The 22,500-nt window shown below is 47.0% G+C and carries 20 protein-coding genes, 1 tRNA gene, 3 rRNA genes, 1 other RNA gene and 1 other annotated feature (2 of these 26 running past the window's edge); of the genes, 16 read left to right on the forward strand and 9 right to left on the reverse strand.

Features of this window, described 5'->3' with window-relative positions; all coding sequences use genetic code 11:
• Together MKY62_RS00055 and rrf are read left to right on the forward strand one after the other, a co-directional pair.
• Positions 1 to 1,711, forward strand: a 23S ribosomal RNA gene (locus MKY62_RS00055) (it extends 1,220 nt beyond the left edge of the window).
• Positions 1,712 to 1,843: 132 nt separating this feature from the next.
• Positions 1,844 to 1,959 (forward strand): 5S ribosomal RNA (rrf, locus tag MKY62_RS00060).
• 15 nt (positions 1,960 to 1,974) lie between these two features.
• Here the strand turns inward: rrf and MKY62_RS00065 are convergent.
• Complete coding sequence (locus MKY62_RS00065; protein ID WP_003178100.1) at positions 1,975 to 2,952, reverse strand: YaaC family protein; 978 nt, start codon at positions 2,950 to 2,952, stop codon at positions 1,975 to 1,977.
• 121 nt (positions 2,953 to 3,073) lie between these two features.
• Between MKY62_RS00065 and guaB the strand changes: the two genes are divergently transcribed.
• The 5 genes from guaB to serS all read left to right on the forward strand — a co-directional run bounded on the left by guaB (position 3,074) and on the right by serS (position 9,308).
• Positions 3,074 to 4,540, forward strand: coding sequence for an IMP dehydrogenase (gene guaB / locus MKY62_RS00070; protein WP_003178102.1), 1,467 nt, complete (start codon positions 3,074 to 3,076; stop codon positions 4,538 to 4,540).
• Between the two features lie 154 nt (positions 4,541 to 4,694).
• Complete coding sequence (locus MKY62_RS00075; RefSeq protein WP_003178106.1) at positions 4,695 to 6,020, forward strand: D-alanyl-D-alanine carboxypeptidase family protein; 1,326 nt, start codon at positions 4,695 to 4,697, stop codon at positions 6,018 to 6,020.
• Positions 6,021 to 6,206: 186 nt separating this feature from the next.
• Positions 6,207 to 7,091 carry a pyridoxal 5'-phosphate synthase lyase subunit PdxS gene (gene pdxS, locus MKY62_RS00080; protein ID WP_003178108.1) on the forward strand — a complete coding sequence of 295 codons (885 nt, stop codon included), beginning with the start codon at positions 6,207 to 6,209 and terminating at the stop codon, positions 7,089 to 7,091.
• A gap of 21 nt (positions 7,092 to 7,112) precedes the next feature.
• Entirely contained in the window at positions 7,113 to 7,703 is a 591-nt protein-coding gene (gene pdxT, locus MKY62_RS00085) for a pyridoxal 5'-phosphate synthase glutaminase subunit PdxT (protein ID WP_003178110.1), read from the forward strand.
• 51 nt (positions 7,704 to 7,754) lie between these two features.
• Positions 7,755 to 7,973 (forward strand) — a binding site (T-box leader).
• Positions 7,974 to 8,030: 57 nt separating this feature from the next.
• Positions 8,031 to 9,308, forward strand: coding sequence for a serine--tRNA ligase (serS, locus tag MKY62_RS00090; protein WP_003178111.1), 1,278 nt, complete (start codon positions 8,031 to 8,033; stop codon positions 9,306 to 9,308).
• Between the two features lie 29 nt (positions 9,309 to 9,337).
• On the opposite strand, the gene MKY62_RS00095 is transcribed toward serS, so the two are convergent.
• The 4 genes from MKY62_RS00095 to MKY62_RS00110 form a co-directional block, all read right to left on the reverse strand.
• The gene (locus MKY62_RS00095) at positions 9,338 to 10,468 is read right to left on the reverse strand and encodes a glycerate kinase (RefSeq protein WP_003178116.1); all 1,131 of its coding nucleotides are present in this window, start codon (positions 10,466 to 10,468) and stop codon (positions 9,338 to 9,340) included.
• Between the two features lie 15 nt (positions 10,469 to 10,483).
• Entirely contained in the window at positions 10,484 to 11,752 is a 1,269-nt protein-coding gene (locus tag MKY62_RS00100; protein ID WP_003178119.1) for a GntP family permease, read from the reverse strand.
• Positions 11,753 to 11,808: 56 nt separating this feature from the next.
• A complete protein-coding gene (locus MKY62_RS00105) occupies positions 11,809 to 12,960 on the reverse strand; it encodes a sugar diacid recognition domain-containing protein (RefSeq protein WP_003178121.1) in 1,152 nt (383 codons plus the stop codon).
• 170 nt (positions 12,961 to 13,130) lie between these two features.
• Positions 13,131 to 13,412: an SMI1/KNR4 family protein gene (locus tag MKY62_RS00110; protein ID WP_003178123.1), complete on the reverse strand. Its 282-nt coding sequence runs from the start codon at positions 13,410 to 13,412 to the stop codon at positions 13,131 to 13,133.
• A gap of 129 nt (positions 13,413 to 13,541) precedes the next feature.
• On the opposite strand from MKY62_RS00110, the gene MKY62_RS00115 reads away from it, so the two are divergent.
• Positions 13,542 to 13,634: transfer RNA gene (locus MKY62_RS00115), tRNA-Ser, on the forward strand.
• 134 nt (positions 13,635 to 13,768) lie between these two features.
• Here MKY62_RS00115 and MKY62_RS00120 read toward each other — a convergent pair.
• From MKY62_RS00120 to MKY62_RS00135, 4 genes are all read right to left on the reverse strand, one after another.
• On the reverse strand, positions 13,769 to 14,410 hold the full coding sequence (locus MKY62_RS00120) for a deoxynucleoside kinase (RefSeq protein ID WP_009330052.1): 642 nt from the start codon (positions 14,408 to 14,410) through the stop codon (positions 13,769 to 13,771).
• Complete coding sequence (locus MKY62_RS00125; RefSeq protein WP_003178127.1) at positions 14,407 to 15,030, reverse strand: deoxynucleoside kinase; 624 nt, start codon at positions 15,028 to 15,030, stop codon at positions 14,407 to 14,409. The genes MKY62_RS00120 and MKY62_RS00125 overlap by 4 nt, the downstream gene beginning before the upstream one ends.
• A gap of 86 nt (positions 15,031 to 15,116) precedes the next feature.
• The gene (locus tag MKY62_RS00130; protein ID WP_003178129.1) at positions 15,117 to 16,436 is read right to left on the reverse strand and encodes a glycoside hydrolase family 18 protein; all 1,320 of its coding nucleotides are present in this window, start codon (positions 16,434 to 16,436) and stop codon (positions 15,117 to 15,119) included.
• 37 nt (positions 16,437 to 16,473) lie between these two features.
• Complete coding sequence (locus MKY62_RS00135) at positions 16,474 to 17,022, reverse strand: isochorismatase family cysteine hydrolase (protein ID WP_025805850.1); 549 nt, start codon at positions 17,020 to 17,022, stop codon at positions 16,474 to 16,476.
• 82 nt (positions 17,023 to 17,104) lie between these two features.
• Here MKY62_RS00135 and tadA point away from each other — a divergent pair, with 82 nt between their 5' ends.
• From tadA to MKY62_RS00175, 8 genes are all read left to right on the forward strand, one after another.
• Positions 17,105 to 17,587 carry a tRNA adenosine(34) deaminase TadA gene (gene tadA / locus MKY62_RS00140; RefSeq protein ID WP_009330054.1) on the forward strand — a complete coding sequence of 161 codons (483 nt, stop codon included), beginning with the start codon at positions 17,105 to 17,107 and terminating at the stop codon, positions 17,585 to 17,587.
• 90 nt (positions 17,588 to 17,677) lie between these two features.
• Positions 17,678 to 17,943: signal recognition particle sRNA large type (gene ffs / locus MKY62_RS00145), an RNA gene on the forward strand.
• Between the two features lie 129 nt (positions 17,944 to 18,072).
• Positions 18,073 to 19,773 carry a DNA polymerase III subunit gamma/tau gene (gene dnaX, locus MKY62_RS00150; protein ID WP_003178135.1) on the forward strand — a complete coding sequence of 567 codons (1,701 nt, stop codon included), beginning with the start codon at positions 18,073 to 18,075 and terminating at the stop codon, positions 19,771 to 19,773.
• A gap of 26 nt (positions 19,774 to 19,799) precedes the next feature.
• Entirely contained in the window at positions 19,800 to 20,123 is a 324-nt protein-coding gene (locus MKY62_RS00155; protein ID WP_003178138.1) for a YbaB/EbfC family nucleoid-associated protein, read from the forward strand.
• Positions 20,124 to 20,136: 13 nt separating this feature from the next.
• Positions 20,137 to 20,733: a recombination protein RecR gene (recR, locus tag MKY62_RS00160; RefSeq protein WP_003178140.1), complete on the forward strand. Its 597-nt coding sequence runs from the start codon at positions 20,137 to 20,139 to the stop codon at positions 20,731 to 20,733.
• Positions 20,734 to 20,753: 20 nt separating this feature from the next.
• Complete coding sequence (locus MKY62_RS00165) at positions 20,754 to 20,978, forward strand: YaaL family protein (protein WP_003178142.1); 225 nt, start codon at positions 20,754 to 20,756, stop codon at positions 20,976 to 20,978.
• 64 nt (positions 20,979 to 21,042) lie between these two features.
• Positions 21,043 to 21,309, forward strand: coding sequence for a pro-sigmaK processing inhibitor BofA family protein (locus MKY62_RS00170; RefSeq protein WP_003178144.1), 267 nt, complete (start codon positions 21,043 to 21,045; stop codon positions 21,307 to 21,309).
• A gap of 286 nt (positions 21,310 to 21,595) precedes the next feature.
• Positions 21,596 to 22,500: ribosomal RNA gene (locus tag MKY62_RS00175) — 16S ribosomal RNA — on the forward strand (it continues 645 nt past the right edge of the window).

The raw sequence follows: 22,500 nt of genomic DNA on the forward strand, positions 1-22,500 counted from the left end.
CGAACAGTGGTAGGAGAGCGTTCTAAGGGCTGTGAAGCGAGACCGGAAGGACTCGTGGAGCGCTTAGAAGTGAGAATGCCGGTATGAGTAGCGAAAGAGGGGTGAGAATCCCCTCCACCGAATGCCTAAGGTTTCCTGAGGAAGGCTCGTCCGCTCAGGGTTAGTCGGGACCTAAGCCGAGGCCGAAAGGCGTAGGCGATGGACAACAGGTTGATATTCCTGTACCACCTCCTCACCATTTGAGCAATGGGGGGACGCAGGAGGATAGGGCAAGCGCGGTATTGGATATCCGCGTCCAAGCAGTTAGGCTGGGAAATAGGCAAATCCGTTTCCCGTAAGGCTGAGCTGTGATGGCGAGCGAAATATAGTAGCGAAGTTCCTGATTCCACACTGCCAAGAAAAGCCTCTAGCGAGGTGAGAGGTGCCCGTACCGCAAACCGACACAGGTAGGCGAGGAGAGAATCCTAAGGTGATCGAGAGAACTCTCGTTAAGGAACTCGGCAAAATGACCCCGTAACTTCGGGAGAAGGGGTGCTCTGTTAGGGTGCAAGCCCGAGAGAGCCGCAGTGAATAGGCCCAGGCGACTGTTTAGCAAAAACACAGGTCTCTGCGAAGCCGTAAGGCGAAGTATAGGGGCTGACGCCTGCCCGGTGCTGGAAGGTTAAGAGGAGCGCTTAGCGTAAGCGAAGGTGCGAATTGAAGCCCCAGTAAACGGCGGCCGTAACTATAACGGTCCTAAGGTAGCGAAATTCCTTGTCGGGTAAGTTCCGACCCGCACGAAAGGCGCAACGATCTGGGCACTGTCTCAACGAGAGACTCGGTGAAATTATAGTACCTGTGAAGATGCAGGTTACCCGCGACAGGACGGAAAGACCCCGTGGAGCTTTACTGCAGCCTGATATTGAATGTTGGTACAGCTTGTACAGGATAGGTAGGAGCCTTGGAAACCGGAGCGCCAGCTTCGGTGGAGGCATCGGTGGGATACTACCCTGGCTGTATTGACCTTCTAACCCGCTGCCCTTATCGGGCAGGGAGACAGTGTCAGGTGGGCAGTTTGACTGGGGCGGTCGCCTCCTAAAAGGTAACGGAGGCGCCCAAAGGTTCCCTCAGAATGGTTGGAAATCATTCGCAGAGTGTAAAGGCACAAGGGAGCTTGACTGCGAGACCTACAAGTCGAGCAGGGACGAAAGTCGGGCTTAGTGATCCGGTGGTTCCGCATGGAAGGGCCATCGCTCAACGGATAAAAGCTACCCCGGGGATAACAGGCTTATCTCCCCCAAGAGTCCACATCGACGGGGAGGTTTGGCACCTCGATGTCGGCTCATCGCATCCTGGGGCTGTAGTCGGTCCCAAGGGTTGGGCTGTTCGCCCATTAAAGCGGTACGCGAGCTGGGTTCAGAACGTCGTGAGACAGTTCGGTCCCTATCCGTCGCGGGCGCAGGAAATTTGAGAGGAGCTGTCCTTAGTACGAGAGGACCGGGATGGACGCACCGCTGGTGTACCAGTTGTTCTGCCAAGGGCATCGCTGGGTAGCTATGTGCGGACGGGATAAGTGCTGAAAGCATCTAAGCATGAAGCCCCCCTCAAGATGAGATTTCCCATTCCTATAAGGAAGTAAGATCCCTGAAAGATGATCAGGTTGATAGGTCTGAGGTGGAAGTGTGGCGACACATGGAGCTGACAGATACTAATCGATCGAGGACTTAACCTAAATATTTGTGAATCGTCTGTCCGTTATCTAGTTTTGAGAGAACACCTCTCAGAAAGCCAAAGGCAAGGAAACTCGGCTAAAGGCCCTCACATCCTGTGAGGAACGCCCAGTACCTTCGTCCTGAAGGCATAGTTTGGTGGCGATAGCGAAGAGGTCACACCCGTTCCCATGCCGAACACGGAAGTTAAGCTCTTCAGCGCCGATGGTAGTTGGGGGCTTCCCCCTGTGAGAGTAGGACGCCGCCAAGCGCTAAGAGGACCAGCTTATATAAGCTGGTCTTTTTTGTTGTTTTCTTTTTTTCGAATAAGCAATTCAGCGATATAATAAGGGAACTTTGACTCGACTATATGTAAAAACTGTTGGATGATGACATAATCATCGCTGGCACTTTGAAGAAGAAGGTCATACCACCATTCTGTTTCATACCTGGCAATCATGCTTAAATTGTAAGCAACCAAGTAATGCACCAATATTTCCGGGAGCTTTAAAAAGCGATCCCGTTCAGCCGGAAAATAATATGCGCCATGTTCCAAATCATAAAGCAAGGTAGTCGAAGTGCTGGGACGGCATTCTTTTTGAGCGGCGGAAAAAATGATCCCCTCTTTTTCTTCACGGCAGAAAGACCAGTTTAAATGGTATTCGACATGTTCGATGAAACGCTTTGACGACATATTGTAAGCATCGGGCGTCTCGCTTGGCAGCCAAATGAGCCGGTCTTCGACGGCTGCTTTTACTATTGGATTCGGTTTTCTTTGAAATGCCAGTACTTTATTGATCTCCGGAATTCTCGCCAAAAGCTGCTTCATATTGAATCGTTCATCTTCCAATCCGGATAATTGGAAAAGGGACCTGATGACGTGCATACATAGGCCGTTCCTTTGGATTTTTACTTCATCTTCATAAAAGCGGTAATTTTGTTTTTTTCGTTTTCTAGTGGTCACGCCATGGGCGAGCACTGAAGTATGGCTTGGATAGGAAGGATCTGTCGTTAACAGGCAGGCTTTCAATAGCTGTGCCATGCCGTAAAATAATAAAATCGGTTTGATTTCCAACGTAGCGATTTTGGCTTGCTTGTAAAAGGCTTCCGCATGTTTAAGAAAAAAAATAAACCGCTCTCCGTTTTTATAGGAATTTTTTTTGGCATCTTCCATTCCTTGATTTTTATATACCATTTCAAGAAAATGCTGGGCTGTTTCGACCGAATAAAATAGCTTTAAATCCTTCCATCCTTTATCTTGCATGGACTCCACTTCCCTTATGGTTATTTTCTAAAAATTACAACTGTTTCTCGCTTTCTTGACAGTGGGTATTCAAGTTGATAATCTACATATAATATTTTGCCGAAAAGAGGGGGATTTACTAATGTGGGAAAGCAAATTTTCAAAAGAAGGCTTAACATTTGATGATGTATTGCTCGTTCCGGCTAAATCGGAGGTACTTCCGCGCGACGTCGATTTATCGGTAGAGCTTACACCGTCTCTCAAGCTGAATGTTCCAATTATTAGTGCAGGCATGGATACAGTTACAGAAGCTCAAATGGCCATCGCGATGGCAAGGCAGGGCGGACTGGGTATTATCCACAAAAACATGTCAATTGAACAGCAGGCTGAGCAGGTTGACAAAGTCAAACGTTCAGAGCGCGGCGTCATTACAAATCCGTTTTTCTTGACACCAGAGCACCAAGTTTTTGATGCAGAGCATTTGATGGGCAAATACAGAATTTCCGGTGTTCCGATTGTTGACAATGAAGAGGATCAGAAGCTGGTTGGAATCATTACAAACCGTGATCTGCGATTTATTTCTGATTACTCCATGAAAATCAGCGATGTTATGACAAAAGAAGAGCTTGTTACGGCTCCTGTTGGTACAACCCTGGATGAAGCAGAAAAAATTCTTCAAAAATACAAGATCGAAAAACTCCCTCTTTTAGATGATCAAGGTGTTTTAAAAGGGCTAATTACGATTAAAGACATTGAAAAAGTAATCGAATTCCCGAATTCAGCGAAAGATGTTCACGGCCGCCTATTGGTTGGAGCAGCGGTTGGTGTAACAGGCGACACAATGACACGCGTCAGAAAGCTTGTGGAAGCCAATGTCGATGTGATCGTCGTTGATACCGCGCACGGCCATTCACAAGGAGTATTGGATACCGTTAAGAAAATCCGCGACACTTATCCTGAATTAAATATCATTGCCGGTAACGTCGCAACTGCCGAAGGAACAAAAGCGCTTATCGAAGCTGGAGCAAATGTAGTTAAAGTCGGTATCGGACCGGGGTCAATTTGTACAACCCGCGTAGTAGCCGGTGTCGGTGTTCCGCAAGTGACAGCGATTTACGATTGTGCGACTGAAGCAAGAAAACACGGCGCTGCGATTATTGCAGACGGCGGCATCAAGTATTCCGGAGATATTGTCAAAGCCTTGGCTGCCGGCGGTCATGCCGTCATGCTAGGAAGCCTTCTTGCCGGAACATCTGAAAGCCCGGGCGAGACTGAAATCTATCAAGGCAGACGCTTTAAAGTTTATCGCGGCATGGGTTCTGTAGCTGCGATGGAAAAAGGAAGCAAAGACCGCTACTTCCAAGAGGAAAACAAAAAATTCGTTCCTGAAGGCATTGAAGGCCGTACGCCTTATAAAGGCCCTGTTGCTGATACCGTTTATCAGCTTGTCGGCGGTTTGAAATCCGGCATGGGCTACTGCGGAACGAAAGATTTGCACGCATTGAGGGAAGATGCGCAGTTCATCCGCATGACAGGAGCAGGCCTGCGGGAAAGCCATCCTCACGATGTGCAAATTACCAAAGAATCGCCTAACTATACCATTTCCTAATCAAATATGACAAAAATTAAACCGTAGACAGAGTGATACTCTGTCTATTTTTTTTTGCTTCATTATGATAAAATTTATAATGTTGTGTTTGAAAAATGTCTTAAAAGGCTTTGATATAGATTATTAGTCTGATGAAAAGCGGAGGTATCACGATTTGAAAAGCAAGAGATTAAAGCAGCTGATCATGTTAATCGTTGCTTTTGCCGTGACTGTAGGTGCATTTTCTCCTATGTCAACTGCAAAAGCTGCAAATGATCCAATCAATGTAGACGCGAAAGCAGCAATCCTGGTGGAAGCTTCATCGGGGAAAATTTTGTACAGTAAAAATGCCGACCAGCGTCTTCCTGTTGCCAGCATGGCAAAAATGATGACGGAGTATCTTCTGTTGGAAGCGATTCACGAAGGCAAAGTGAAATGGGATCAGAAGTACACGCCTGACGATTATGTATACGAGATTTCCCAAGATCGTTCACTATCCAATGTTCCTCTTCGTAAAGACGGATCATACACTGTAAAAGAGCTTTATCAGGCGACTGCAATTTACTCTGCAAACGCGGCGGCTATTGCACTTTCTGAAATTGTTGCCGGTTCTGAATCGAAGTTTGTAGAGTTAATGAACAAAAAAGCCAAAGAGCTTGGAATGAAAGATTTCAAATTTGTGAATGCCACAGGTTTGGAAAACAAGGATCTTCACGGCAAACATCCGAGCGGAACAAATGCCAATGAAGAAAATGAAGTGTCTGCGAGAGACATGGCGCTCCTTGCCGATCATTTAGTGAGCGATTATCCAGAGATCCTCGATACGGCGAGCATTGCCAAAACGAAGTTCAGAAAAGGCACAGACGATGAAATGGATATGCCGAACTGGAACTTTATGCTGAAAGGCCTTGTTCAGCAATATGAAGGTGTGGACGGGCTGAAAACCGGGTCAACCGACTCAGCCGGATCATGCTTTACGGCTACTGCTGAAAGAAATGGCATGAGAGTGATTTCCGTCGTTCTGAATGCGAAAGGCGACCTTCATACGGCGCGATTTAAAGAAACGAAAAAAATGCTCGATTATGCATTTGAAAACTTCACTATGAAAGAGTTTTACGCAAAAGGCGCACAAGTGAAAGGCAACGAAACAGTCACAGTCGACAAAGGGAAAGAAACTGAAGTCGGCATCGTCACAGAAAAAGCCTTTTCAATGCCTGTGAAGAACGGTGAAGAAAAGAATTACAAAGCGAAAGTGACGCTGAACAAAGACGAGCTGACCGCACCTGTTAAAAAAGGTGAGAAAGTCGGTACCTTGACGGCCTCCTATAAGGGAGAAGAAAAGGACTACGGATTTCTCGGCAGCGATGTATCAGGTGTAAACCTGGTGACAAAAGAAGATGATGAGAAAGCAAACTGGTTTATTTTAACGATGAGAAGCATCGGCGGCTTTTTTGCCGGTATATGGAACAGCATTGTTGAAATGGTAACCGGCTGGTTTTAAAAAATAAAGAGCTCTATTTGATAGGGCTCTTTATTGTCATATTCAGATAGAATTACCATTTACAATCCTAACGATTTGTTATTAAAATAGAAATAATCTTCGTGTTTTTCATATGATTTTGTGGAATTATAGGATACAATAGGATTAAATCTGACAATTCAATCTTTGATTAGGGGGATCCTTGAAATGGCTCAAACAGGTACTGATCGCGTAAAACGCGGTATGGCAGAAATGCAGAAGGGCGGCGTCATTATGGACGTTGTCAATGCTGAACAAGCAAAAATCGCAGAAGAAGCAGGAGCCGTCGCAGTCATGGCGCTGGAGCGCGTTCCGGCTGATATCCGTGCGGCAGGCGGAGTTGCCCGCATGGCAGATCCGACTATTGTCGAAGAAGTGATGAACGCTGTTTCAATCCCGGTTATGGCAAAAGCACGCATCGGGCATATCGTTGAAGCGCGTGTTCTTGAAGCGCTTGGCGTTGACTATATTGATGAAAGTGAAGTTTTGACTCCTGCAGATGAAGAATTTCATTTAAATAAAAACGAATTTACCGTTCCATTTGTATGCGGATGCCGCGACCTAGGAGAAGCGACGCGCCGGATCGCTGAAGGAGCTTCAATGCTTCGTACAAAAGGCGAACCTGGTACGGGCAATATTGTGGAAGCTGTCCGCCATATGAGAAAGGTGAATGCTCAAGTGCGCAAAGTAGTCGGCATGAGCGATGACGAACTGATGACAGAAGCGAAAAACCTCGGCGCTCCTTATGAGCTGCTGAAGGAAATTAAAGCCGAAGGACGCCTTCCGGTTGTCAACTTTGCTGCCGGCGGTGTAGCAACACCTGCTGATGCTGCTCTAATGATGCAGCTTGGCGCTGACGGCGTATTCGTAGGGTCCGGTATTTTCAAATCCGACAACCCTGCAAAATTCGCGAAAGCAATCGTAGAAGCGACGACGCATTTCACGGATTACAAGCTGATTGCCGAGCTTTCAAAAGAGCTTGGAACTGCGATGAAAGGGATTGAAATCTCAAATCTGCTGCCAGAACAGCGTATGCAAGAGCGCGGCTGGTAAACACGAAGGAGACGGATTGACATGCTGACAATTGGTGTACTTGGACTTCAGGGAGCAGTAAGAGAACACATTCGCTCAATTGAAGCATGCGGAGCGGCCGGAAAAGTCATCAAGTGGCCGGAAGAGTTAAAGGAAATCGACGGTTTGATTTTGCCAGGAGGCGAAAGCACGACGATGAGGCGCCTCATCGATACGTATCAGTTTATGAAGCCTCTTCAGGAATTTGCCGCATCCGGAAAGCCGGTATTTGGAACTTGTGCTGGGCTGATTATCCTGGCGAAGAACATTGCCGGAACTAACGATGCCCATCTCGGGGTTCTGGATGTAACGGTAGAGCGGAATTCCTTTGGAAGACAGGTGGACAGCTTTGAAGCAGACTTAACCGTTAAAGGACTTGAGGGACCGTTTACAGGCGTATTTATCCGCGCTCCGCACATTTTGGAAGCGGGCGCAGATGTAGAAGTGCTTTCGGAACACAACGGAAGAATCGTCGCTGCCAAACAAGGAAATCTTCTCGGCTGTTCTTTCCACCCTGAGCTGACGGATGATCACAGAATGACGAAATTATTTGTCGAGATGGTGGAAAAGCATAAACGGGAAGCCGTCGTATAAAACGGTTGAAAGCTGTTAAAACTTGTAGTACATTTATAAGACAATATAGATCGAAAAGCGTTGATAGGAAGCAGTAGGAAGCCTCTCTTTCCAAGAGAGCCGATGGTTGGTGCGAATCGGCGAAAGATGCTGTCCGAATCCATCCTTGAGCGAAATGCTGAACAGTCAAAGTAGGCATTTACGGGAGAACCGTTATCAAAATAAGCGGAAAGCAGGAGGTAGACGCCTGTTTTCAATCAGGGTGGCAACGCGAGAGCTCTCGTCCCTTTTATTTAGGGGACAAGGGCTCTTTTTTTCGGTCAAATCAGTATAAAAGGAGCGAGGCAGATGCTTGATGTCAAACTGCTGCGGGCAAATTTTGAAGAAATCAAACAAAAGCTTGCCCACAGGGGAGAAGATTTATCAGATTTTGATCAATTTGAGGAATTGGATACAAAGAGAAGAGAATTGATCGTCAAAGTGGAAGAGCTGAAAGGGAAGCGCAATGAGGTATCTCAGCAGGTTGCCGCTTTAAAGCGCGAGAAAAAAGATGCTGACCACCTCATTAAAGAAATGCGCGAAGTCGGTGAAGACATTAAAAAACTTGATGAAGAGCTGAGAACGGTCGAGTCTTCGCTTGATAAAATCATGCTGTCTATCCCGAACATCCCCCACGAGTCTGTTCCGGTCGGTGAGACTGAAGACGACAACGTGGAAGTTCGCAAATGGGGCGAACTCCCTGAGTTTTCGTTTGAGCCGAAGCCTCATTGGGATATTGCCGATCAATTGGATATTCTCGATTTTGAACGGGCCGGCAAGGTAACGGGAAGCCGTTTCGTTTTCTATAAAGGGCTCGGCGCCAGACTTGAACGCGCATTGTATAACTTTATGCTTGATCTCCACGTAGACGAGTACGGCTATACGGAAGTCATCCCGCCGTACATGGTGAACCGCGCAAGCATGACAGGCACCGGACAGCTGCCGAAGTTTGAGGAAGATGCTTTTAAGATCAGGGAAGAAGATTATTTCTTAATTCCGACGGCGGAAGTGCCGATTACGAACCTGCATCGCGATGAAATTTTGTCAGCTGACGAGCTGCCGATCAATTATGCGGCGTTCAGTGCGTGCTTCCGTTCAGAAGCAGGCTCTGCCGGACGTGATACGCGCGGTTTGATTCGCCAGCACCAATTTAACAAGGTTGAACTGGTGAAATTTGTGAAGCCTGAGGATTCATATGAAGAGCTTGAAAAACTGACAAATCAAGCGGAGAAGGTTCTTCAGCTGCTTGAGCTTCCTTATCGGGTGATGAGCATGTGTACGGGCGATCTGGGGTTTACCGCTGCGAAAAAATACGATATTGAAGTATGGATTCCAAGCCAAAACACATATCGCGAAATTTCATCATGCAGCAACTTTGAAGCTTTCCAGGCCAGACGGGCGAATATCAGATTCAGAAGGGAAGCAAAAGGCAAGCCAGAGCATGTCCATACGCTAAACGGATCCGGCTTGGCAGTCGGCAGAACGGTTGCCGCATTATTGGAAAATTATCAGCAGGAGGACGGAAGCGTCATCATCCCTAAAGCGCTTCGTCCATACATGGGGAACAGAGACGTTATTCAACCATAAAAAAGTGCGCGCCAATAGGCGCGCTTTTTTTATTCGAGTGACCAGACGGCGGCTACATTTCGCGCACAGCGCGTAAGATTTGAACTTCCATCGGCAAGAGCGTTCTCCAAGGAGCTGATGCCGGGCACGATCGAAAAGAGAGCGGAAATGCCGATATCATAAACAAGCTCGCAGCCTTCACCGAGCGATCCGGCAAATGCAATAACCGGAATATTTTCGCTGCAGGCGCGTTTTGCGACGCCGGCCGGCGTTTTTCCGCTGACCGTTTGGCCGTCTATTTTTCCCTCGCCTGTAATTACAAGATCGGCCCCTTTAATGCGTTCAGAAAAAGACAAAGTATCTAAAACAATGTCAACACCGCTTTTTAATTCCGCTTTTAAAAAGGCGCACAGGCCAGCTCCCAATCCTCCGGCCGCTCCGGCTCCCGGGAGTGAATCGATTTCGCATCCCAGCTCTGCTTTGACAGCTGCAGCATAATGTTTTAAGTTTTGATCCAAGTGGGCCGTCATTTCACTGTTCGCTCCTTTTTGCGGCCCAAATACAGCGGAGGCACCGCGAGGACCTGTAAGAGGATTATCAACATCACAGGCGGCTTCGAATTGGATATGCTTTAATTTTGGATCAAGGCCGCTCACATCGATTTTGGCAATCTCAGCTAGTGCACCGCCCCCATTTTCAATCTCTTCTCCAGCGCGGTTTAGAAACTTCACGCCAAGTGCTGAAGCCATTCCCGCGCCGCCGTCATTTGTCGCGCTTCCGCCGAGTCCGATGATGATCTGGGACACTCCTTTTTCCGCAGCATCCAGAATCAGCTCTCCGGTTCCTCTCGTTGTTGTTAACAGGGGATTCCGCTGTTCAGGTGGAACGAGGTGAAGGCCTGACGCTTCAGCCATTTCGATGACAGCCGTTTTTCCGTCACCAAGCAGGCCGTAAGCTGCCTTTACGGGCTTCCCGAGAGGGCCAGTGACCGTTTGATATACAATATCTCCTCCGGTAGCGTCAACCAGAGCCTGAACGGTTCCTTCGCCTCCGTCGGCAACCGGAATATTGACGTATTCGGCGTCAGGCAGAATCTCTTTAAAGCCTTTTTCAATGCTTCTAGCCGCCTCAAGCGATGTCATGCTTTCTTTAAATGAATCAGGTGCGATTACGATTTTCATGGTACCTGCTCCTTTTTAAATAAAGAATTGAAAAATTCCAAAAATCAAAGTCGAGATAATCGTTAGGATTAAGCCGATGACCGACTCATATGGAATCAGCTTTAAACGTTCTTTCATGGCCATGAATACGCTGCCTCCCGTCGTATGAAAAAAGCTTCCGTGAGGCAGATGGTCGAGCACCGTTGCTCCGGCGTGAATCATCGCCGCACCTGCGAGGCCGGCGACGCCAAGATCAAGCAATGTCGGGCCGAATACGCTGCTGGCGACAGCGGTGCCGGCGGTTGTCGAGGCGGTTGCCATTGACATCAGCATGCCCGAGATTGGAGCCAAGAGAAACGACGGTAGACCCAAGCCGACAAGGGTGTCGGTGATTAAAGAATTAAGTTTGGAGTTGGCGATGATGCCTGCAAGGGTTCCAGTCCCGAGCAGCATCACGGCAACGCCTGACATCTTTGACAGTCCTGAAGCGGCAAAATCCCTCAGTTTGCCCGCTTGCCCCGATGCGATCGCAGTGACGAGGCCTCCAGCCGGCAGAGCGATAATCGGATCAATCGTAATTCCTGCCGCAGGCCTTAAGGCGAGCAACAGGATAGAGACCACAGGGCCGCTGACCGCCGCCCAAAATGCCGGCAGTTGTTGTGCCGTTTGGGTCTCAATCTCATTTGCAGCTACTTTTGTTCCTTTATTTGAAAGGCGTTTTGCCAGCAAGTAAGTGGCGCCCAATCCGAAAATAGCGGGGATGATCCCGGCGGCCATCACGGATGTCAAAGGGACGTGAAAGGCATCTGAAGCGGCAATGGCATTAGGGTTTGGCGACATGATATTGCCCGCTTTTCCCCCGCCGATCATCGCCAACAGAATGGCCGCTTTGCTGATAAAGGTCCGCCTCGCGATCGCCAGAGCGATCGGAGCGACTGTGATGACGGCGACATCAACGAATACGCCGACCGTTGTTAAGATGGCTGTTGCCAATGTTAAGGCAAGAAGCGCCCTTTTTTCTCCGATCTGATTGACAATGGTTTCCGCAATCACCACTGCGGAGCCGGATTGAATCAGAACGCCGGCGAGCACGCCTGCCGCCAAGATGCGGAGCACCGCGGGAATCATGTTTTTAGCACCTGCTATCATGAGATCCGTCGTCTCTATTAAATCTGCGCCGCCGATTAAGCCTCCGGCCAATGCGCCGATCATCATGCCGTAAGCCGGCGGGACTTTTTTCAGAATGAGAAAGATTGATATGACTAATGCGCATAAGGCGCCTATTGCATTGATTTGAATATCCATGTGCATACCCTCCCTTACGTCCAATTGTAAACGCTTTCTGTATGAGGGAGAATTGGTCAGGTATACGGATTTCGTCCTTTTATCCTATATTTAAATTGTTCATTTGCACAAAAGGGTGAAAAAAGAGTAATGGCTGTATACAGTTTGAATAGGTCGTCAAACCGTTTTGGATTACACCCCGTTGCCAATTCAATCTTTCTGAGCCGGTAGTTTAAGGTGTTGCGATGAATAAAGAGTCTTGATGAAGTTTCCCCGATTTCGCCGTTTTCTTCTATGTAGCAGAGGAGGGTATGAGTTAATTCGCCTTTTTGATCTGCTTGGGAAAGGCGATCCCAGATGTTTTGAAAGTGAATCTCCTGATCCGGATGCTCTATTTTTGATAATAAAACAGGAATCGCAAACTCTCGATAATCGTATAAACTACAATTGTTTTCAGCAATCTTGAGCGTTTGTTTTGCACTTTGATAGGAAAATGGCAGCTGCTGAAGCTGGTCAGCCTGCTCGCCAAGCGCGCCTCTGACTGTTTTCCATTGGCTGAGCCAGCCGTTCCAAGCTGAAAAGAGATCAGACCTGCTTTTAGTGGGGGCGCCTGCCAGAATAACTGCGACCTCTTTTAAAGAAATATTGGCGTACAAATCTTTCGCGGTTAAATGTTTTTCAAGTTTTTTAATAAACGCCGGCTTCATATCAGCCGATGGGAGCTCAAACACAAGACAAGTACGCTGGCCGTCAAGCGGTATGTTTAATCGCTCTGCACGTTCAAAGAAGTCAAGGGATGCTAGATCAGTCCCCTGAATCATTTGGATGACCGTTTCTTCGCGGAGCCTTTGATCCCATGTCAGCTGTTTTGTTAAAAATGCCTGTTCGACTGTTAGCTCCGCTGCCATTTTGACAAGTTCTCCGTAACGGCTGACTTCAGAAGGCGGCCCCGTGATTCCAATGACGCCGATTATTTCATCATGAAATACGATGGGAAGGTTTACGCCGGGCTTCGTTCCCGTTAAAGCCGAGCATTCTTCGGGCGTGATGCTGATAACCTTTTCAGCTGCAAGTGCGTCCTTCGCTCCTGCGTGTTCATCACCGATTCTCGAACGGTCTCCTGAAGCGATGATAACCCCGTTTTCATCCATCATATTAATGTTGTGCCGAATAATCGACATGGTTCTTTCGACAATTTCCTCCGCCAATTCTTTTGATAGGTAATTCATTTCATCATGCTCCTGCCTAAGATCGTTTTTTAAATGGTGATTGTTCCGTCGATCCAGCCTTTTATGAATGATTTTAAAGAAGGTGCGACCCATATTCGGCTGTCGTCTATATGATTCCAAACATAAATATCATTTTTCCGTATGGAGCCGTTTAAAATAGAATAAGCAAATTAATCGCCATTGCCCGCACCTGCTATAAAGAGCAGACAATCAAACGGCTTAAAACAGTCGGTACATCTCATGTCTAGATTCTCTTCTATTATTCTGTCCGCAGGCCAAATGAGATGATCCCCGAAAGTATCATTAATGCCGTTTGTCATTTTTAAAAGGCTGACCAGTTCATCAGGAAAAGAGACGCCGAGGAGTTCTTCTGCTTTCTGAAGCTTTCCTGTTTCAATAGGTCTGTTCAGCGTGTAATCTTGAGGCAAACGGCTTATAAAATGTTTCCACAATGCCATCACCCTTTGCGTTTATTATTATTTTTGCATATAATGAGAAGCGTGAACAATAAAATAAATTTTTTATAAAAAAATCCCTTGACTTAAAAAGATAGGACATGTTATATTAATTCTTGTCGATACGGAGGAATACCCAAGTCTGGCTGAAGGGATCGGTCTTGAAAACCGACAGGGGTGTCAAAGCCCGCGGGGGTTCGAATCCCTCTTCCTCCGCCATTATTGATTTGCATTTTAGTGATTGAAAAGCATAAATTGGAGATTGTGTTGCCGCTGCCTGGATAGGGCAGCGGTTTTTTTTTATATGCAGCAAAAAGAGCGGCTCTTCAAGGGAATCCGCTCTTTTTGCTTGTTTATCTTTGAATGGCTTCACTGATTTTTTCAATGATTGGATCGAGAGAGGCTGAGTTGTTGAACAGGTCGTATTCATCAATATTGACTCTGACAACCGGACAGGCGTTAAATCCGCTGATCCAGTTTTCATACCTAGTGTACATTTCTTCCCAATACGATCTGTCGGTTAACAGTTCCATTTCCCGTCCGCGTTTTTGGATGCGGTCGAGAATCGTTTCCAAATCGCCCTCTAAATAGACTAAAACGTCGGGGCGGGGGAAGTAAGGCGTCATGACCATCGCTTCAAACAGGCTCGTATACGTCTTATAGTCGACTTTTGACATTGTGCCTTTATCGGCGTGCATTTTGGCGAAAATGCCTGTATCTTCATAAATTGAACGGTCCTGAACAAATCCGCCGCCCGATTCGTAAATGTATTTTTGTTCTTTGAAGCGCTCTGCCAAGAAGAAAATCTGCAGGTGAAAGCTCCAGCGTTCAAAGTCTTGGTAAAAAGCCTCCAAATAAGGGTTATTCACGACCTCTTCAAGAGAGGTTTTAAATCCGAGCCTTTTTGCAAGCTCTTTTGTCAATGTGGATTTCCCCACTCCTACCGTTCCTGCAACAGTAATGATAGCATCTTTCGGAATATCATATACACTCATTCTATATACTCCTTTACTTGATCGGCAATTCGATTGAAAACGGCTTCTGAGATTACGAAGTCTTCCTGATCTCCGTTAATTTCAATGACGGGTATTGGCGGATCGGATTCTTTAAATTGCTTAATGGCCGCCTCATAATCATTGATAAGCTGTTCCAGGTATTGCTTGTCCATTTCTTGTTCAAACGGCCGTCCGCGTTTTTTGATCCGTTCCAATAAAGTTGGAAGACTCGCTCTTATGTAAATGATGACGTTTGGTTTCGGCAGATCTTCTGTAAGCAGCTGATAAATTTTTCTGTATTTCTCAAGTTTTTTGCCTTCCAGCGTCCGTTCGGCAAAAATGAGGTTTTTATAAATATGATAGTCCGAAACAACGGGCATGTGATGATGCAAATACTTTTTCTCGGTATCTTCAAGCTGCTTATAGCGATTGCAGAGGAAAAACATCTCAAGCTGAAAGCTCCATTCATCTTTTTCATCATAAAATTTATCAAGAAAAGGGTTTTCTTCGACGATTTCTTTGACCAAAGAGAGTGAGAGCTTTTCGGAGAGCATGCTGGCCAAGGTTGTTTTTCCCGCGCCGATGGGGCCTTCGACAGCAATGAAAGGGGCTGTATTCATAGGTGTCCTCCTACTAAAGAAATTCATTTGTGAACCATACATATTGTATCACATCATCATCCGCTGCCATGAAAAAAAACGTTCCTTTAACTTGGGAACGTCTCTTTCACAACATTAAATTGATCGGCTATCAAGAGCCAGTTTTGCGGGAAGGACAGGCCGAGCTTCCAATAGCTGATTCCCCTTAAATTCAATTCCCTAATCAGATCAAACTTTGCCTGAATCGAGCGGGCGTCTTCAAACCATACTTCATGCTGTTTGCCGGCATTGTCCGTATAGCGGAAGTTTGGAGCCTGAGCTGTTTCATCGTACTGTATCGCCGCATTGTTCTCGCTCGCGATCTCAATCGCCCGCTGGGGGCTGATTGCTCTGGCCAGCGGTCCGCCTGGCGTATAGGGGAGCGTCCAGTCATAGCCGTACAAGTTCTGTCCCATGACGATTTTGCTGGCGGGCATTTCCGTGAGTGCGTATTCGATCACGTCCCGGACGGGCCCGATCGGCGATACCGCCATCGGGGGCCCTCCGCTGTAGCCCCACTCATATGTCATCAGCACGACGAAATCGACAATTTCGCCGTGGGCACGGTAATCATGGGCTTCATACCATTGTCCGGGCTGATCCGCTCTCGTTTTCGGAGCAAGCGCGGTTGAGATGAGCCAGCCTTCCTGCCTGAAGCGGGCCCGGGCATCCCGTAAAAACTGATTATAGGCTTCTCTATCTTCGGGCCTTAAGTATTCGAAGTCAAAATGGATGTCTTTAAAACCGTATCTTCTGGCCGCTGCAACGATGTTATCGAGCAATCTGTTTTTTACATTCTGGTCCGTCAGAATGATCCTGCCGAGTTCGTCGCTGAAAGCTTCATTTTCGAGATTGGTGACAATCATCATCATCGTAGTCCGATGTCTGTCGGCAATTTCTTTTAAGTTGTTCAGCGGCGGTTCTTCGAGTGTGCCGTCCCGCTTCGCCTGGAAGCTGAAAGCGCCCAGATAGGTCAAGTATGGCGAAGCCTCTCTTGCCGCCTGCTGCAAAGCGGGGCTTACGCTTTCTCCCCGAGGTTCGATATAGGCGTTTGTTTCAATGTTCCGTCTTGGCCGAGGGGGGATGTAAAGCAGCAGTCCGACCGGTAAAACGGCGCTAACCTGAATGCGGTTGATCCTCGCCAGTTCAGCCGGAGAAATATTAAAGCGTGCTCCGATTGATGCTAATGTATCTCCCTGTCTGACCTCATAAAACTCGCCGGCGATCGGGATCACGATGGTTTGTCCGACAACAAGCCGATTCGGGTTCGGAATTTCATTTGTCGCGACAATTTCATTAACTGTTGTTCGGTAACGATTCGCGATTTGGTAAAGGGTATCGCCTCTTTTCACGACATAAATCTGAATGGGAAACGCCTCCTTTCTCATTGCTACCACTATATGATGAAAGGAAGTGTTTCATGCTCTAAGTTTCGGAGGTAATCGCCTTAGCCGTCGTGATATTGGCGAACAGAACATTTTCCATCATCGTCAAGGCGTATTTGTTGTCTTTTTCATTGTTTGAGGCGATGCAATCGCGCGGAATCGTAATCTCGTACTCCCGCATATAAGCATCGTTTGCCGTAAATAATACGCAGATATTGCCTGCGATCCCAGTGATGATCAAATGATCGACATGAAGTTCATGCAGCAATGTTTCAAGAGCAGTGCCGTAAAAGGCTGAGTGCTTTGGTTTGATTAAAAAATAATCGCTGTCATTCGGTGCAAGCCGGTCGATGATATATTCGCTCCTGCCGTTTTTGCATTTCTTGATAATGGCAGCAATATCCGCTTGCCAAATTCCAAAATGGTCATTAATGTATATGATAGGCCATTTCATTTTGGCTGCGTGTTCTTTTAATGCCAGAAGATGCTCGGTGATATTTCTGGTCTTTTTGGAAAGAACGTCACCCATATCGAATTGAAAATCATTAATGATGTCGACTATAATGAGAGCTGAATTGGACAATGCGATTGTCTCCTTTCAGATTTTATATTCCTTTAACTATAAGTTAGCCTATTCAGTTTGGCGAAAAACATTGAAAGAGTGCATGCGGATGACACAAGACGAGTTTTATATGAAAGAAGCGGTCAATGAAGCGAGAAAAGCCGAAGAAAAAGGCGAAGTGCCGATTGGTGCTGTACTCGTTCTGGATGGGGAAATTATCGCCCGCGCCCATAATCTGAGGGAAACCGAGCAAAGGTCGGTTGCCCACGCGGAGATGCTCGTCATTGAAGAGGCATGCCGGAAGCTGGGGACCTGGCGGCTGGAGAGAGCTGTTCTTTACGTTACCCTTGAGCCATGTCCGATGTGTGCCGGAGCGGCCGTTCTTTCCAGAATCGACAAAGTGGTGTTCGGAGCGTCTGATCCGAAAGGCGGCTGTGCAGGGACTTTGATGAATCTCCTGCAGGAGGAGAGATTCAATCATCAGGCTGAAGTCGTGAGCGGCGTAATGGAAGAAGAATGCGGCAGGATGCTGAGCGATTTTTTCAGAAAGCTCCGCGCGAAAAAGAAAGCAGAAAAGCAAAGCGAGCTGTGATGACGGAAATTTGCAATTTAGGATGAAACAAGTTATACTAATGAGTGCGTCACATCAAGACGCAGCTTAAATAATTTGATATTTATTTTGCCGTGCTAAGCGGGGAGGTAGCGGTGCCCTGTACTCGCAATCCGCTCGAGCGAGGCCGAATCCCTTTCTCGAGGTTCGTTTACTTTAAGGTCTGCCTTAAGCAAGTGGTGTTGACGCTTGGGTCCTGCGCAATGGGAATCCATGAACCATGTCAGGTCCGGAAGGAAGCAGCATTAAGTGGAACCTTCCATGTGCCGCAGGGTTGCCTGGGCTGAGCTAACTGCTTAAGTAACGCTTAGGGTAGCGAATCGACAGAAGGTGCACGGTAAATCAATCATCAAATTAAGAACTCATCTATTTGAATATAGATGAGTTTTTTTCTTAAGAAGAGCTTTTGGATTTGAAAGCCGCATCATGTATAATGGAAATGATGAAAACAAGAGGAGGGCGTGTTTGTGAGTTACCAGGCTTTATATAGAGTGTTCAGGCCGCAGTTGTTTGAAGATGTAGTCGGTCAGGAGCACATCACGAAAACGTTGCAAAATGCCCTTTTACAAAAGAAATTTTCGCACGCTTATCTGTTTTCCGGACCGAGGGGAACGGGAAAAACAAGCGCCGCAAAACTGTTTGCCAAAGCTGTCAACTGTGAGCGCGCTCCGGTCAGTGAACCGTGTAACGAATGCTCCGCGTGCAAAGGCATTACAAACGGTTCGATTTCAGATGTGATCGAAATTGACGCCGCTTCTAACAACGGTGTAGATGAAATACGCGACATCCGCGACAAGGTGAAATTTGCCCCGTCTGCCGTCACGTATAAAGTATATATCATAGATGAAGTACATATGCTTTCTATCGGCGCATTCAACGCCCTTCTAAAAACGCTTGAAGAGCCGCCGGAGCATTGTATCTTTATTCTCGCAACAACAGAGCCTCATAAAATTCCTTTAACGATTATTTCTAGATGTCAGCGATTTGATTTTAAGAGGATTACCTCGCAGGCAATTGTCGGACGAATGAAAAAAATCGTCGAAGCTGAACAGTTCAAGGTGCAGGACGGAGCCTTAGACATCATCGCCAGTGCCGCGGACGGCGGCATGAGGGATGCGCTGAGCCTGCTCGATCAGGCCGTATCATTCAGCGGAGAAGAGCTGACGGTGGATGATGCGCTGCTGATAACAGGCGCCGTGTCACAGCACTATATTGGAAAGCTCGCCTCAACCCTTCACGAAAAAAATGTTTCCGGTGCTTTGGAAACATTGAACGAACTCCTTCAGCAGGGGAAAGATCCGGCAAAATTAATCGAGGATATGATTTTCTACTTCAGGGATATGCTTCTTTATCAAACGGCGCCCGATTTAGAAGGCGTTCTTGAAAAGGTGAAGGTGGACGAAGAGTTCCAAACCCTATCCCGGCAAATTCCCGCATCAGACCTTTACGAAATGATCGATATATTAAATAAAAGCCATCAGGAAATGAAATGGACGAATCATCCGCGTATCTTCTTTGAAGTTGCGGTTGTGAAGCTCTGCCAGGGACCAAAAGCAGGGGCATCCGCGGCCGCCCAGCCGGAAGTGGACAATCTCGTCAACAAGGTTCGGCAGCTTGAACAGGAGATTGAGAGGCTTAAAACACAAGGTGTGCAGGTCTCTTCTGCTCCCGCCCAGGCTAAAGAAGCGTCCCGTCCGCAAAAAAGCATAAAAAGCGCGTATAAAGCGCCTGTCGGCCGCATTCATGAAATATTAAAGGATGCCACAAGACCGGATCTCGAAAAATTAAAGGGCTGCTGGGGACAATTGCTTGCCCAGCTGAAACAGCAGAATAAAGTATCACATGCGGCCCTTTTAAATGACAGCGAACCGGTGGCTGCATCTTCAAAAGCATTTGTCCTCGCATTCAAATACGAAATTCACTGTAAAATGGTAGCTGAAGACAACAACGGAGTCAGGACGAATCTGGAACAAATTTTGGACGGAATGCTCGGCGGAAGGATAGATATAGTTGGCGTTCCCGAAGCCCAATGGGGTAAAATAAGAGAAGAATTTTTGCAGGATCACCAGCCGGAAGATTCTGAAGCAAACGAACCGAAAGAAGAAGATCCGCTCGTAGCAGAAGCTAAAAAACTGTTCGGAGCGGAACTGATTGAAATTAAAGAATAAAAACATGAAAGAGAGTGGATTTGAGTATGCGCGGTGGAATGGGTAACATGCAGAAAATGATGAAGCAAATGCAAAAAATGCAAAAGGATATGCAAAAGGCACAGGAGGAGCTGGCTGAAAAAGTACTCGAAGGTACTGCAGGCGGTGGAATGGTGACCGTTAAGGTGAACGGCCAAAAAGAAGTCATCGACGTCATCATCAAAGAGGAAGTCGTAGACCCTGAAGATGTTGAAATGCTTCAAGATCTTGTTCTTGCAGCGACAAACGATGCTTTGAAAAAAGTTGACGAAGTAACAAATGAAACGATGGGTAAGTTTACAAAAGGAATGAACATGCCGGGTTTATTCTAGGAGGAAAATAAGAATGCAGTATCCTGAACCAATATCAAAGCTGATTGACAGCTTTATGAAATTGCCAGGAATCGGACCCAAGACGGCGGTCCGTCTGGCTTTTTTTGTTCTTAGTATGAAAGAAGACGTCGTGTTAGATTTTGCAAAAGCATTGGTAAACGCAAAGCGCAATTTGACATATTGCTCGGTCTGCGGACATATAACAGATCAAGATCCTTGCTATATTTGTGAAGATACGAGAAGAGACAAATCGGTCATATGTGTTGTTCAGGATCCCAAAGATGTCATTGCTATGGAGAAAATGAAGGAGTACAACGGACTGTACCATGTTTTGCATGGAGCGATTTCTCCGATGGACGGCATCGGTCCGGAAGATATTAAAATACCCGAATTGCTGAAGCGGTTGCAGGATGATCAGGTGACTGAAGTCATTCTCGCGACAAACCCGAATATAGAAGGAGAAGCAACGGCCATGTACATTTCAAGGCTTTTAAAGCCGTCTGGTATCAAGCTGTCACGAATTGCCCATGGACTTCCGGTCGGAGGCGATTTGGAGTATGCAGATGAAGTCACTCTTTCTAAAGCGCTTGAAGGCAGACGTGAAATGTAGAGGGAGGAGATTGCGTTACCATGGGTTTTCTTCGGAAAAAGAAGCTTAGAAAAGAATTTGATAACAAGCTGGTTGAACAGCTGATCCATCAAAAGGAAGAATGGAACAGGCAAAAGCGGCTGATTGAAAACAGCCTAGAGCCTTCCCCAGAAGTTCTTTACGAATTAAAGGTTGCCGAGGCAAAGTACTTTTTTTATTTGCGGGAAGCAAAAAAAAGAAATTTAAGGATCGGCAGCTGGAAGTAGCAGGTCTATTTGCATGATTCCCATCATATGCTTGTACAAGAACGAGCGAGGAGTGAGGGAATTCATGGGATCTGTTATCTTTATCGGGGCAATTGTAGCTTTGGTTGCCCTGTTGTTTTTTTCAAAAGCATCATTTAAGCCTTTGCGATTAATCGGAAGAATAGCGGTTAGATTTGTAGTCGGCGCTTTGTTTTTGTTCTGTGTGAATCTGTTTGGCGAGAGCGTGGGCATTCACGTGCCGATTAATATTGTAACAACCGGAGTGAGCGGATTATTGGGGGTTCCCGGTGTAGCAGCTCTTATTGTCATTAAACAATTTATCGCAATATAATTTTTTGTTGACAAATATATTTAAAGGTGTTAAATTAATATTTGTCGCTAATGACGAATAATTTTTTTGAAAAAAAGTTGTTGACGACATCACGATTAAATGTTAAGATATTATAGTTGCTTTGAGAGCGGCAACGAAGTTCTTTGAAAACTAAACAAGACAAAACGTACCTGTTAATTCATTTTTATAAATCGCACATTTGAGTGTGCGTAGTCAGGGGCCTGCACGATGCAGGTCATGCAGATGTTGTCACAGGATGTGACGAACTTAATCTGCGCTCCATTATTTCATGGAGAGTTTGATCCTGGCTCAGGACGAACGCTGGCGGCGTGCCTAATACATGCAAGTCGAGCGGACCGACGGGAGCTTGCTCCCTTAGGTCAGCGGCGGACGGGTGAGTAACACGTGGGTAACCTGCCTGTAAGACTGGGATAACTCCGGGAAACCGGGGCTAATACCGGATGCTTGATTGAACCGCATGGTTCAATCATAAAAGGTGGCTTTTAGCTACCACTTACAGATGGACCCGCGGCGCATTAGCTAGTTGGTGAGGTAACGGCTCACCAAGGCGACGATGCGTAGCCGACCTGAGAGGGTGATCGGCCACACTGGGACTGAGACACGGCCCAGACTCCTACGGGAGGCAGCAGTAGGGAATCTTCCGCAATGGACGAAAGTCTGACGGAGCAACGCCGCGTGAGTGATGAAGGTTTTCGGATCGTAAAACTCTGTTGTTAGGGAAGAACAAGTACCGTTCGAATAGGGCGGCACCTTGACGGTACCTAACCAGAAAGCCACGGCTAACTACGTGCCAGCAGCCGCGGTAATACGTAGGTGGCAAGCGTTGTCCGGAATTATTGGGCGTAAAGCGCGCGCAGGCGGTTTCTTAAGTCTGATGTGAAAGCCCCCGGCTCAACCGGGGAGGGTCATTGGAAACTGGGGAACTTGAGTGCAGAAGAGGAGAGTGGAATTCCACGTGTAGCGGTGAAATGCGTAGAGATGTGGAGGAACACCAGTGGCGAAGGCGACTCTCTGGTCTGTAACTGACGCTGAGGCGCGAAAGCGTGGGGAGCGAACAGGATTAGATACCCTGGTAGTCCACGCCGTAAACGATGAGTGCTAAGTGTTAGAGGGTTTCCGCCCTTTAGTGCTGCAGCAAACGCATTAAGCACTCCGCCTGGGGAGTACGGT

Origin of the sequence: Bacillus sp. FSL R7-0646 (assembly GCF_037969865.1) — a bacterium.
Classification (GTDB): Bacteria; Bacillota; Bacilli; order Bacillales; family Bacillaceae; genus Bacillus; species Bacillus licheniformis.

Excerpts from the sequence above, each read along its gene's own strand:
- MKY62_RS00065 (WP_003178100.1), bottom strand. The coding sequence starts at position 2,952 with ATGCAAGATAAAGGATGGAAGGATTTAAAGCTATTTTATTCGGTCGAA.
- guaB (WP_003178102.1), top strand. The coding sequence starts at position 3,074 with ATGTGGGAAAGCAAATTTTCAAAAGAAGGCTTAACATTTGATGATGTA.
- pdxS (WP_003178108.1), top strand. The coding sequence starts at position 6,207 with ATGGCTCAAACAGGTACTGATCGCGTAAAACGCGGTATGGCAGAAATG.
- pdxT (WP_003178110.1), top strand. The coding sequence starts at position 7,113 with ATGCTGACAATTGGTGTACTTGGACTTCAGGGAGCAGTAAGAGAACAC.
- serS (WP_003178111.1), top strand. The coding sequence starts at position 8,031 with ATGCTTGATGTCAAACTGCTGCGGGCAAATTTTGAAGAAATCAAACAA.
- MKY62_RS00095 (WP_003178116.1), bottom strand. The coding sequence starts at position 10,468 with ATGAAAATCGTAATCGCACCTGATTCATTTAAAGAAAGCATGACATCG.
- MKY62_RS00100 (WP_003178119.1), bottom strand. The coding sequence starts at position 11,752 with ATGGATATTCAAATCAATGCAATAGGCGCCTTATGCGCATTAGTCATA.
- MKY62_RS00105 (WP_003178121.1), bottom strand. The coding sequence starts at position 12,960 with ATGAATTACCTATCAAAAGAATTGGCGGAGGAAATTGTCGAAAGAACC.
- MKY62_RS00120 (WP_009330052.1), bottom strand. The coding sequence starts at position 14,410 with ATGAGTGTATATGATATTCCGAAAGATGCTATCATTACTGTTGCAGGA.
- MKY62_RS00125 (WP_003178127.1), bottom strand. The coding sequence starts at position 15,030 with ATGAATACAGCCCCTTTCATTGCTGTCGAAGGCCCCATCGGCGCGGGA.
- MKY62_RS00130 (WP_003178129.1), bottom strand. The coding sequence starts at position 16,436 with ATGAGAAAGGAGGCGTTTCCCATTCAGATTTATGTCGTGAAAAGAGGC.
- tadA (WP_009330054.1), top strand. The coding sequence starts at position 17,105 with ATGACACAAGACGAGTTTTATATGAAAGAAGCGGTCAATGAAGCGAGA.
- MKY62_RS00155 (WP_003178138.1), top strand. The coding sequence starts at position 19,800 with ATGCGCGGTGGAATGGGTAACATGCAGAAAATGATGAAGCAAATGCAA.
- recR (WP_003178140.1), top strand. The coding sequence starts at position 20,137 with ATGCAGTATCCTGAACCAATATCAAAGCTGATTGACAGCTTTATGAAA.
- MKY62_RS00165 (WP_003178142.1), top strand. The coding sequence starts at position 20,754 with ATGGGTTTTCTTCGGAAAAAGAAGCTTAGAAAAGAATTTGATAACAAG.
- MKY62_RS00170 (WP_003178144.1), top strand. The coding sequence starts at position 21,043 with ATGGGATCTGTTATCTTTATCGGGGCAATTGTAGCTTTGGTTGCCCTG.